Source organism: Nostoc sp. XA010, from assembly GCF_020829625.1.
Classification (GTDB): Bacteria; Cyanobacteriota; Cyanobacteriia; order Cyanobacteriales; family Nostocaceae; genus Nostoc.
The window spans coordinates 172,059-183,551 of record NZ_JAIVFX010000002.1; the positions used below are offsets into that span (position 1 = coordinate 172,059).

The following is an 11,493-nucleotide window of genomic DNA, read 5'->3' on the forward strand; positions in this document are numbered from 1 at the left end:
ATAAAACATTTGTTTTTTCCAGTAAAAATTCTACGGCATAGAGAAAATATTCTCGCGTGTATGCGATTACATCGGATCTGATTTAGCTATAGACTACACTCACCAACCAGTTCTTTACAGTCATAAATTTGCTATTTGCGCTTGTCTACCTACTAATGAATTTTAATAAAAATATAAAGTGTACTTAAATAAGTGGAGAAAGTATTATATATAATACTTCTGAAATTTAAGGAATTGATATGCGTTTACCTATGATTATCAGTGCCGGGTTATTGCTATCTTTCGGACTGAACCTACCAGTAATGTCTAAATCTCCCATAGAGATAGCACAATCGCCACCGAATAATAACTTGAATTTAAGGCGAGCAGAACAGCGATTAGAATTTAATCGCCGTTTCTGGAATCAGCAAAATATTTACAACTATAGTTATGAACTCAGCAATAGTTGCTTTTGTATAGGCGATGCTAGGGGACCAGTAGTAATTAAAGTACGTAATGGTCAAACAACTTCCATCACTTCTGTAGCTACAGGTAAACCAGTTAATCGAGAATACTTTCAGAATTACAACACAATTCCTAAACTGTTTGATGTGATTCAAGATGCTATCAACCGTAAAGCCTTCAGCCTGAATGTGCGGTACAATGCAAGATTTGGCTATCCAACCCAAATTGATATCGATTACAACAGTCAGATAGCTGATGAAGAAAGATATCTCACCATTGAGAATTTTAAGGTAATTAAAGGTAATTAAATAGCTACCACTGCAAACAGAAAATTAGAGATTAAAGCAATAAGTATACTTACCTTATCTTGCATAAATGCTTAAATTGTCATCTTGAGCGGAGCGAAACATGTAGTGAAAATTTTCTCTCCCCTGAGTTCCGCTCAAAATGACATTCCTGATTTTTTGACTTTTGCAAAAGGTTTATTAATTGCTAGCGTTTAAGTTTCTATTGCTGTGCGAATCGCCCTCATCTTTCACATAATTAAATTTCCTCTAAGAAAAAAGATTGGTGTTGCTGATTAGATGTATAAATCTTGGTATAGGGGTGCAAAATTTTTAGCTTAGGCGTAGCCCAACCTAGGCATCGCTCCTCAGCAAGGTAATGGTATAGTGGTTTGCTGATTGCTAACTCTTGCCGAACAAAGATTTACAGCTATTGTCTCACTACATATTTCTCATTACAAAAATCTTTAGTTTTGTATCACTGGATGCTTGATATTAAAGTGAAGAACTCGGACACTGTTTTTGCAATCAAAAGTACAAAAACGTGAAAAAAATCAAGATTTTCAAGTTTCTGCTGCCATTTGTGGTAGTAGTTTTATTCATAATTGGGTTGGCACAGCTTGTACCAGCCCAGTCATCAGTAAGTGTTCACCTAACCCTTGGCAACCCCAGCAATGCTGGAACTTTCAGTTTAAATAACTACTTGCTCGTAAAACCACAGTATGTAATTGGTTACAACTGCTCAATAGGTAGAGCAAATTGGGTGTCTTGGCAGTTGAATAGTAGTTGGTTAGGTAACACACCAAGGCAAGATAATTTTCGACCTGATACAACGCTTCCTTCTGGGTGCTATCAAGTTCAATCTACCGATTTTAGTGGAAGTGGCTTTGATCGTGGTCACATGACACCTAGTGGTGACAGAACTAGTAGTGTTACCAATAATTCTGCCACCTTTTTGATGAGCAACATGATTGCTCAAGCCCCAGATAATAATCAGGGGATTTGGGCAAACTTAGAGGAATATGCCAGAACTTTAGTAGGACAGGGTAAAGAACTCTACATCATATCTGGTGGATATGGGATGGGCGGTACTGGTTCTAACGGAAGGTTCTATACAATAGCTAATGGACGGGTTCAAGTCCCTAATACAACTTGGAAAATTATTGTTGTACTGAATACTCCAGGTTTAGGTCTTGCTGGCGTGACAACCAGCACAAGAGTTATTGCTGTCAATATTCCCAACATGCAAGGGGTGCGAACAGCGAATTGGAGAAATTATCGGGTTAGCGTTGACTCATTAGAATCCCTAACGGGATACAATTTTCTCTCAGAAGTCTCAACATCTATTCAGTCTGTAATAGAAGCGCAAGTTGACAATTTATAAGTTTGGATGATTTCAGAAATGAGAAAGCCTAGCCATCTGTGCAGCTAGGCTTTTATTTAGAGAAATTTCCAACCTGCTTACTAGGTTTCAACCAGTTTTGTTACTACTCCAGCTAAGTCACCATCTTTGGTTTGTCCTATGATGTAAGCGTCAATATTTATTTGTCCAACACGATAAACGCTAATGTCACTAAGATTATCTTTAAGCGTCTGAATAAGTGTTTGAAATTTTTTAACATCTTTTTTCTGTAATTCATTGTGCCACTCTTGCTCAAATGCACAATTACGAAAGAGATAGTCCAAGTCTACTATTTCTACTAACAGGTCTTGAGAACCTGTTAGCTGTAATATTTTCTCCTGTGTTGCAGGTGCAGCACCTTTCCACTGAACAACCTCGAAAGGGTAATCTGATTCGCTCATCATTAACAAGCCAGTACTAGCTTCCTTCAGTTTTTCGACAATCTCGCCGCTCATAGTCATCAGTTTCTAGCAACGCTCATACTGTATCATTCAACTTCTGAGAGAAGTCGGGAATCTCAGCCTTGGAGCGATGCCTACGCAACTCTCAAATGTAGTTACGTTAGGATGTAAAACACGACACTACAACAGATTTATCATGAAAATCAAAGCCGTTATTTGGCAAGAAGACGATGTGTGGTGTGCTTCTGTACCAGCCCTACCAGGGTGTCACACATGGGGAGAAAGCTACGAAGACTTGTTAGAAATGCTTAAAGATGCAATTCAGGGTTGGCTTGAAGTTGCTAGCCAGCAGCAAGAACTTGAACCCGATAAAAAGTTGATTGAAATATCCCTATGAAATCTGTTTCTGGTAAAGCCTTATGTAAAATTGTTGAACGGTATGGCTGGAACCTGAAACGGATTACTGGTAGTCACCATATTTATGCCAACAAAGGTGTCATTCTCTCTATCCCTGTTCATGGCAATCGCGATTTACCCATTGGAACACTAAAAAGGACTGCTCAAGGATGCAGGTCTTACTGAAGAAGATATAGACTAACAACAATTTATTGGACTTTAGTTATTAGCCCGAAACTTAAAGTTCCGGGCTAGTGTTGATTTTAGATTAATCCAAAATCCAAAATCTAAAATTACTTGCCGTTGCCGTTACCACCATTGCCATTGCTGTGAATGACGCGTTCAGCGAGTCTTTCTGGCACTTCCTGGAGATGGTCATATTCCCAGTGGAAGGAACCAACGCCCAAGGTGAGCGATCGCAGTTCTACAATAAAGTTTTGCATCTCTGCTTGTGGCAAGTATGCAGAGATATTATCCCAGCCTTGCCAATCGTTTCTGCCTTCATAGCCTAAAATTTGCCCACGTCTACCACTCAATAGTTGCAACACTTTGGAGGTAAATTCGCTAGGTGTAGTCACTTCCACCCGCAGAATTGGTTCTAACAGGGTAGGTTCCGCTTGGGGTATTCCCGTTTGCATTGCCAATCGGGCAGCTTGTTTAAAGGCTTGTTCGGAACTATCAACGTTGTGATACGAACCATTAGTCAGAGTTACCGCCAAATCCACCATTGGAAAGCCCAAAGGCCCATGTGTCAGAAATTCCCGCACGCCCATTTCCACCCCAGGAATGTACTGTTTAGGAACCACACCGCCGACAATAGTTTCATTAAAGTTGAAACCTGTACCGCGTGGTAGGGGTTTGATGTCGAGAAAAACATCACCAAACTGTCCGTGACCACCGCTTTGGTGCTTGTAGCGCCCATGAATTGAAGCCACTGTTTTACGGATGGTTTCTTTGTAAGGCACTTGCGGTAAGTGGGTTGTCATCGGCAAGTTATATTTGCGGCGCAGTCTGTCTAAGGCAACTTGTAAATGAATCTCGCCTTGTCCCCACAAGATAACTTCGTGAGTATCACCGTGTTGTTCCCAAGCAAGTGAACAGTCTTCTTCTAATAACTTGGTGATGGCACCGCTAAGTTTTACTTCATCGTTGCGCTTTTCTGGTGTAATAGCGAGGGCATACACTGGTTCCAACTCTACAGCTTTGGGTAATTTTATTGCCGGCTGCTGTTCTGTGGAGATTGTATCGCCTGTCTTGATTCCTTCTAAACGGCTCAATGCGACAATTTCACCAGCACTAACTTGGTTAACTGACTGCTGTTGTTGTCCCATGAGGCGGTAAATTCCACCAGTGCGAATGCCATTGAGGACAATACCATCAGTTAATTTGCCCCGCCAAACACGCACGAGGGAAAGTTTGCCACCTTGGGGAGTGTAGTAAGTTTTTAATACCTGCGCTAAAGGTGTATCACCTTTTATGTTTTTTAAACGACGTTCTGCTGTGGTTTCTGGTTCGGGGGCTTCCCGTAACAAGGCTTCTAATAAAGGTCTAACACCATAATCTTGTTCTGCTACACCAAAGAAAACGGGCACTACTAAATCTGCCCCTAATTCCATTTTTAAATCTTGGAGTATTTCCTCTTGAGGAGGTTCGATGTCTTCTAAAAGTTCTTCGAGTAAATGGTCGTCAAAATTTGCTAAGGCTTCGAGCATTTCTGCCCGCGCTATATGTTCTTCTTGTTTTAAACTTTCGGGGAAGGGGATGGGGTCAGCAGGTGCGCCTGGATGATATTGATATGCCTGTTCGCTCACCATATCGATAAAGCCGGTGAGTTGTTCCTCGTTCATGATGGGATATTGATGCGCTACCAGGGGACGGCTAGATACTGCTTTCAGGGCGTGCAACGTTTCTAAAACGTGAATATTTGCCCGATCCATTTTGTTGACGAAGACGAGGTGGGGAATTTCCCAATCGTCGAGGAATTTAAATAGAGGGGCGAGGGTGAGGACTCGTTCGCGGATGGGTTCGCAAACTACAATTGCCGCATCCACTCCCATTAAAGCATTGTACGTTTCTTGAGCAAATTCTACACTTCCCGGACAGTCAATAAAAGTGAAGCGAATGCCGTTATACTCAGTGCTAGCGGCGCTGACTTCTACACTCATGTGGCGATCGCGCGACTCGGCAGCACTATCTCCCACTGTATTGCTGTCCTTAACACTCCCTTTGCGAGAAATTGCCCCTGTGACAAATAACAAGCTTTCTAGTAAAGTAGTTTTTCCACTTAAATAAGGGCCGACAATTGCAACATTCCGCGAACCCGATTTTACTTTTTCGTTCATAAAACCTCCCTTGCGGTAAGTTTTTCCTAACCGCATGATTCTGTTTTTATCAGGGATAAAAAATACTTCTTTGGAGTCAAAATTACCCCTTCTTTAATTTGTTATTATCCTCCCTTTAATCGAAAGTTAAAAAAATTGTAGCCTGTTGTAAGATTTAGCTTAAGAAAAGTTAACTGTCACAAAGTTTTATGGCAAATTAAAAATTTTTGTAAAAAACTTTTTATAAAGTAAATTTAACTGAAAGTGTTGCAAGTCAGAAAATCAATGGGAAAATCATTCTTTAAATATCGCATAGCTGGGTTAGTAAGTTTGATGCTGCTTGTTAGCATTTCCTCCGCCTCTCTATCTTTATCTGCTCCTGTCCCCTCAAAGCAGGCACAATCTAATGGTAAAACTCCTATAGACTGGTTAAACCAAGGTTTACAAGCAATTCAGGCGGGAAAGGTACAAGATGCGATCGCAGCCTTTAAACAAGCAACTCAATTAGATCCGACATTAGCACCAGCGCAGTATAATTTAGGGCTAGCATTCCGACAAACGGGACAATTACAACCCTCTGCGGATGCATTTTATCGAGCGACGCAAGCCGATCCTAAGTTTGCTCCGGCTTTTGCTAATTTAGGTGGTGCGTTGTTAGAGGGAAATAATTTACAGTTAGCTAACGATTACTTGCGACGTGCGTTAGAACTTGATCCAAAATTAGGATTTGCCCACTATAACTTGGGGTTGGTACGAGAACAGCAACGTGATTGTGAAAAAGCGATCGCATCTTTTAAAAAAGCCATAGAATATAGCAAAAATGCACCAGAGCCTCCTTATCATATAGGGATATGTTATCTCCAACAAGGTAAACTCGATCAAGCCAGAGATGCGTTTAATCAGGCAGTAAAAATTAATCCGAAGTATCCAGAAGCTTACTATAATCTCGGCTCAATTTGGTTTCAGCAAGGCAAACCACAAGAGGCATTAGAGGCTTTTAGAAAATCAGCCGAAGCTAACTCTAACTATCCCAACGCTTATTATGGTGCAGGGTTAGCTTTTATGCAGTTACAGCAATATGGAGATGCAGTACAAGTATTGCAATTTGCTAGAGATTTATATAATGCTCAGAAAAATCCTCAGTGGGCGAAAAATGCCGAACAATTGTTGCAACAAGCACAAAATTTAAATTACAAACCTCGCTGAGGCGCAAAAACTTAATATTGCATAACATAAAACTATTGGGTTGACTCGCTGGTGTTGTCTGAAGTTGTCCCGATTGGAAAAATGTACATGCAAAAGCGCCAGAAAAGTCGATTCTTATTTAGCGATCGCTGGCTTGATCGCCAGTCAATTGTTCGCAACATGGAAGCCTTTCAAGACTTAATTGTGATTGTCTTGTGTTTGGGATTGTTCGCCGTCATGCTGATCCAATTGTGGGGGATAGCGATTGCCATCACGCAGCCACTAGACTATAAACATGTGACTGCAAAAATACTATTTGTGTTAATTTTAGTCGAGTTATTCCGACTATTAATGGTCTACTTGCAAGAACATAGTATCTCTGTAGGAGTCGCAGTTGAGGTAACAATTGTATCTCTACTGCGAGAAATAGTAGTTCACGGAGCGCTGGAAATTTATTGGGTTAATACGCTTGCAATTTGTGGTTTGTTGTTTGTTCTGGGTGGACTACTCGTAGTTTGTGCTAAGACGCCACACATGGATTGCATGAGCGCTAACACTAAGTTTTGTCCGGTTGTGTATAGAGGAGGTAGGGAACGGCAAAATGAGTTGGAATTCCAGTATTCACGACAATGTGATGAAAATCAACCGCTTGGATAAATTGTTATGACAATGGGGAGTGGGGAGTGGGGAGTAGAGAAAAAGTATTTTCTTACTCTCCACTCCTTTGCTTGGGGCTGTATCAGGAAATTGGATGCATCTAAAATCTAAAATGGTATAACTTACTTTTGCAAGGTACTTCCGACGTATTGAAATATACTCTTTTTGGAAGATGAATCCCTCTTTTAGGGTGAGTATAAATTAATTAGAAATTCTAAAAGAGGGTCAAGCCATGACTACAAATACAGGTAATGGACAGTCTCAAGAGCCAATTAGCAACTTGGAGTATGATTTTGTCACTGTTTTGCACAACAAGGCTGAAGCCATTAAAGCTTACGATATTTACATCAAAGATGCAGAGCAAGTAGGTTCTCAGCCTTGTGTAGAGTTATTCCAAAAATTGCGCCAATCTGATCTTGAGCAAGCACAAGAGGTTCGTCGGCATCTACAAGAAGTGATGCAACACGGTAAGATGTAACCCAGGCTTTAAGTGCGTAGACTACGCCTACGCACTTGCTGATTAAATTAGACGCAAGGAAAATTAGCTGTATCTCTTACTGTGTGAGAATATTGTGCTGATTGATTTTCATTGTCAGATTGTAGACCCTGTATTACAGAGTACACCTTAACTGTCTTAAGTGTCCTTGCGTCTTTGTCAAGATTTTGAGATATTAAATTGAAAGATTAATTTACATAGAAACTTATGACAACCGAGCAAGAGCTTCAATCTCTTTTTAATCAATTAGATCGCGATCAAGACGGCAAAGTCTCCATTAATGAACTTTTTTTAAGTCCTGGCTTAAGTGCAATCATCATATCAGAAACAAATACCAGTAGTCCCCAGGAGTTACTAGTACAGTGTGACTCAGACAAAGACGGTAGTATTACCTTTGAAGAGTTAAAGGAAGCAGTTGATAAAGCAGATAATTTAAACTAGCAGTTAAAAAAAAGCAGATGGTTGCTCCCATCTGCTTTAATAAAAAAATCCATTATTTCGTTTACTTGGATACCAACTGATTAACTGGAGCAACCCCAGCCAAATCTAAAATTGGCGCGATCGCATCTTCTCGCTTCACCGCCATCATGTGAACACCTTGGCATAATTGCCGTGCTATTTGCACTTGCTCGGCGGCAATTTTCATCCCTTCTTCACCAGGATCTTTAGCTTTTGCCAATCTATCAATAATATGTTGGGGAATATTTACACCCGGAACACATCTATTAATAAACTGAGCATTTTTTGCCGATTTCAACAGAAAAATTCCTGCCAAAATTGGTTTTTTATAGCCAGCAGCAATGGTATCCATAAACTTTTCTAGCCGCTCAAAATCGGTAATTAACTGACTTTGAAAAAACTGCGCTCCGGCTTCGATTTTGCGTTCAAATCGACTTTGCAAACCCGACCAACTTTTACATTGCGGATCTACTGCTGCACCAACAAATAAATCTAACGCTCCATCAGTCAAGGGTTTCTCATTGGAATCAACGCCTTGATTCATCTTCCGAATCAGTTGCAGCAGTCGTACCGCTTCTAAGTCAAACACTGCTTTGGCATCTGGATGATCGCCTGCTTTTACTGGATCGCCAGTCAAAGCTAAAATGTTACGGATACCTAAAGCATGAGCGCCCATTAAATCAGCTTGTAAACCGATGCGGTTGCGATCGCGGCAAGCAATTTGACAAATCGGTTCTATACCGTTTTGTAACAAAATCACCGACGCCATTAACGAAGACATCCGTAATACTGCGCGGCTACCATCAGTAACATTGACAGCATGAACCCTTCCCTTAAGAGTCGCCGCCATTTGAATCATGTGCCCTGGATCTCCCCCTTTCGGGGGTGCTACCTCGGCAGTAACTAGAAATTCGCCTGCTTGTACAGCTCTCTTGAAGGCTGTGGGGCTATGGGTGTGATGCATAAAATTAAGAATTTCAATTTCTTAAATGGTATAGCCAATCACACCGAAAAGGGACAAATTATAGAGGAAGAGAGTAGCCTAAAGCAGTTTTTACTTGTGATAAAGTTTGATTTGCGATCGCCCTAGCTTTTTCCCCTCCATCCCTCAACACAGACTCCAAATAGCCTTTATCCTCCGTTATCGACTGATATTTTTCTTGAATGGGTTTCAGCGACTCAATAATTGTGTCCGTCAACAATGGCTTGAATTGTCCCCAACCCATATCCTGACATTCAACGGCTACATCTCCCTTTGTTTTACCAGAAAGCAATGTATACAGCGTTAACAAGTTATTACACTCTGGACGGGCTGGATCATCAAAAGTCAGCCCACGAATCGGATCAGTTTTGCAACGTTTAATCTTGTATTGAATTTGTTCTGGTGAATCTAGCAAACTGATTCGGCTTAACTCAGAAGGATCAGACTTCGACATTTTGCGTGTACCGTCCGCCAAACTCATCACCCTTGCCCCTTCCTTACGAATCAAAGGGTCTGGTAACTTCAGAACTGGCTGATCTGGTTTACCAAATTGGTGATTTAGCCGCGCTGCAATATCCCGTGTCAATTCCAAATGTTGCTTTTGGTCTTCACCCACTGGCACTTTATCAGCTTGGTAAAGCAAAATATCAGATGCCATCAGCACAGGGTAATCCAATAAACCTGCACTCACATTTTCTCCCTGTTTAACAGCCTTTTCCTTAAACTGGATCATATCTTGCAGCCAGTTTAGAGGTGTAATGCAGTTGAGCAACCAGGTGAGTTCACTGTGGGCCGAAACGTGGGATTGTACAAAAATGGTAGAGTGATTTAAATCAAGACCACAAGCTAGATAGAGAGCAGCAAGGGTGTAGGTATCAGCTGCCAACTGTTTTGGGTCGTGTGGCACTGTAATTGCGTGTAAATCAGCCACAAAGAGGTAATTTTCGTATTCGCTCTGACCTTCTACCCAGTTGCGAATGGCTCCCAAATAGTTACCTAGATGGTAATTGCCGGTTGGTTGAACTCCAGAAAGAACACGTTGCTTGCCCATAAATTTCAACTTAGTTATCTCAAATCCGCGCTAGTAAAGTGGCGATGTCTGGCGACAAATTGCTTTCCGCCTACGCAAAACTCATTTAATTTTGACATTTTCCAGGTCAACTCGCTGTTGCAGGATGAGAGATTTTAACTCAACTCCGATTGCTATAGAAACTCTTCACTGCTTTTTTGCCACCGCTTGTGTTTTAAACTACCTTTTATATTCCGAGCGAATTGTGGCAAGATATCCCTGTGGTATTAACGCTGACAACAGTGGGCGTTCTGCTATCCACAAGCTTCACTACGGCGAAGAAGTGGTGCATTTTTATTTTGAAGCTTAAGGATGTTAGAAGACTAATGAAGCAGTACTCTCAGCTCACCATTATTTTTTACATAGTAGGCCCTACTTTGATCGTAGTGAGTCATTTAGGATCATTACTCATTATTGTTACTGGCTTATCATGGGGTGCTGTCTTATGGGCCCTATTGTTATATGTAATACGAATGCTTGCAACTACTGGCATCTATCATAGGCTACTCACCCACAAGAGCTACCAGGCTCCAACCTCAGTTCTATGCATTGGAAGCATTGTGGCTGCTTCAGCCGGGCAGATGGGGCCAAGTTGGTGGAAAGCTCACCACATGGATCATCATCAATACTCAGATCAGAAAGAAGATCCTCATTCTCCTTATATGCCTTTCAAGGGAATTAAAGGATTCTGGTGGTCTCAAGCTGGATGGCTGTTCTCCCCACAGTTTTTTCCCTCCAAGCTTCCCAGCGATGTTGAGAGTAATGTGGTTTTGAAGATTATTGACCGTTTGCACTTCATTCCTACCGTTGCTCTTGCTGCGCTCTCGTACTACATTGGTGGAGTTGAATATCTCGGCGCTTTTTTCCTCAGCACGACTGTCCTCTTCCACTGTGTCGCCACTGTCAACTCACTCAGCCATATACTGGGCGAGCAACCGTTTACAACTAATGACTACAGTCGGAACCATTGGCTCGTAGCATTTCTGACCTTGGGTGAAGGCTGGCATAATCTTCATCATGCATTCCAGTGGTCAGCCCGGCATGGCATAACTGTGCGAAAGGGGCAGGTTGCCTATCTTCCAGACCCAACATTTTGGTTCATCAAAATCCTTGAGTTCTTGAAGCTAGCGTCAAAGATTAGAATGCCTTCTGAACCAGAACTTATCGCTCGCGCCAGAAACCGCAACTGTCATAACTCAGTTTTCAAGGCGGGGGCAAAGACATCCGTCTGAATATTCTGGTTGACGATTTACTCAGGAAAAAGTCTGTTCATTGCCTTCTCAGAGACCATTTATAATTCCTCATCATTCTAGCAATAGTTATTTTGGGGCATGACTGCATCACATAATAAAAGGCGTTGCTAAACTTAAATTAGCAACGCCTAGTCTTGAGTATTC

At 41.5% G+C, this 11,493-nt stretch carries 14 protein-coding genes; 10 read left to right on the forward strand and 4 right to left on the reverse strand.

The genetic code is table 11. The features are described 5' to 3' along the window. Positions 1-239: 239 nt before the first annotated feature. Entirely contained in the window at positions 240-752 is a 513-nt protein-coding gene (locus LC608_RS03650) for a DUF6174 domain-containing protein (protein ID WP_229552224.1), read from the forward strand. Positions 753-1,272: 520 nt separating this feature from the next. Further along, on the forward strand, positions 1,273-2,112 hold the full coding sequence (locus tag LC608_RS03655) for a DNA/RNA non-specific endonuclease (protein ID WP_229552225.1): 840 nt from the start codon (positions 1,273-1,275) through the stop codon (positions 2,110-2,112). 80 nt (positions 2,113-2,192) lie between these two features. Here the strand turns inward: LC608_RS03655 and LC608_RS03660 are convergent, their stop codons facing one another. Next, entirely contained in the window at positions 2,193-2,585 is a 393-nt protein-coding gene (locus tag LC608_RS03660; protein ID WP_229552226.1) for a nuclease A inhibitor family protein, read from the reverse strand. Between the two features lie 142 nt (positions 2,586-2,727). On the opposite strand from LC608_RS03660, the gene LC608_RS03665 reads away from it, so the two are divergent. Then, positions 2,728-2,928: a type II toxin-antitoxin system HicB family antitoxin gene (locus tag LC608_RS03665; RefSeq protein WP_229552227.1), complete on the forward strand. Its 201-nt coding sequence runs from the start codon at positions 2,728-2,730 to the stop codon at positions 2,926-2,928. Next, on the forward strand, positions 2,925-3,113 hold the full coding sequence (locus tag LC608_RS03670; protein ID WP_229552228.1) for a type II toxin-antitoxin system HicA family toxin: 189 nt from the start codon (positions 2,925-2,927) through the stop codon (positions 3,111-3,113). The genes LC608_RS03665 and LC608_RS03670 overlap by 4 nt, the downstream gene beginning before the upstream one ends. A 107-nt stretch (positions 3,114-3,220) precedes the next feature. Here LC608_RS03670 and LC608_RS03675 read toward each other — a convergent pair whose 3' ends face one another. Continuing rightward, complete coding sequence (locus LC608_RS03675; RefSeq protein WP_229552229.1) at positions 3,221-5,269, reverse strand: elongation factor G; 2,049 nt, start codon at positions 5,267-5,269, stop codon at positions 3,221-3,223. A 264-nt stretch (positions 5,270-5,533) separates the two neighbouring features. On the opposite strand from LC608_RS03675, the gene LC608_RS03680 reads away from it, so the two are divergent. The 4 genes from LC608_RS03680 to LC608_RS03695 all read left to right on the forward strand — a co-directional run bounded on the left by LC608_RS03680 (position 5,534) and on the right by LC608_RS03695 (position 8,027). Further along, on the forward strand, positions 5,534-6,454 hold the full coding sequence (locus LC608_RS03680) for a lipopolysaccharide assembly protein LapB (protein ID WP_229552230.1): 921 nt from the start codon (positions 5,534-5,536) through the stop codon (positions 6,452-6,454). A gap of 81 nt (positions 6,455-6,535) precedes the next feature. Next, positions 6,536-7,090, forward strand: a complete 555-nt coding sequence (locus LC608_RS03685; protein WP_229552231.1) for a phosphate-starvation-inducible PsiE family protein — start codon at positions 6,536-6,538, stop codon at positions 7,088-7,090. Positions 7,091-7,322: 232 nt separating this feature from the next. Then, the gene (locus LC608_RS03690) at positions 7,323-7,568 is read left to right on the forward strand and encodes a hypothetical protein (RefSeq protein ID WP_229552232.1); all 246 of its coding nucleotides are present in this window, start codon (positions 7,323-7,325) and stop codon (positions 7,566-7,568) included. A gap of 225 nt (positions 7,569-7,793) precedes the next feature. After that, on the forward strand, positions 7,794-8,027 hold the full coding sequence (locus tag LC608_RS03695) for an EF-hand domain-containing protein (protein ID WP_229552233.1): 234 nt from the start codon (positions 7,794-7,796) through the stop codon (positions 8,025-8,027). A 61-nt stretch (positions 8,028-8,088) separates the two neighbouring features. Here the strand turns inward: LC608_RS03695 and LC608_RS03700 are convergent, their stop codons facing one another. Beyond that, on the reverse strand, positions 8,089-9,009 hold the full coding sequence (locus LC608_RS03700) for a methylenetetrahydrofolate reductase (RefSeq protein WP_229552234.1): 921 nt from the start codon (positions 9,007-9,009) through the stop codon (positions 8,089-8,091). A 58-nt stretch (positions 9,010-9,067) separates the two neighbouring features. Then, entirely contained in the window at positions 9,068-10,078 is a 1,011-nt protein-coding gene (trpS, locus tag LC608_RS03705; protein ID WP_229552235.1) for a tryptophan--tRNA ligase, read from the reverse strand. Between the two features lie 124 nt (positions 10,079-10,202). On the opposite strand from trpS, the gene LC608_RS03710 reads away from it, so the two are divergent. Both LC608_RS03710 and LC608_RS03715 read left to right on the forward strand, forming a co-directional pair. After that, entirely contained in the window at positions 10,203-10,406 is a 204-nt protein-coding gene (locus tag LC608_RS03710) for a hypothetical protein (protein ID WP_229552236.1), read from the forward strand. A gap of 16 nt (positions 10,407-10,422) precedes the next feature. Further along, complete coding sequence (locus LC608_RS03715) at positions 10,423-11,328, forward strand: acyl-CoA desaturase (RefSeq protein ID WP_267870960.1); 906 nt, start codon at positions 10,423-10,425, stop codon at positions 11,326-11,328. Positions 11,329-11,493: the final 165 nt, after the last annotated feature.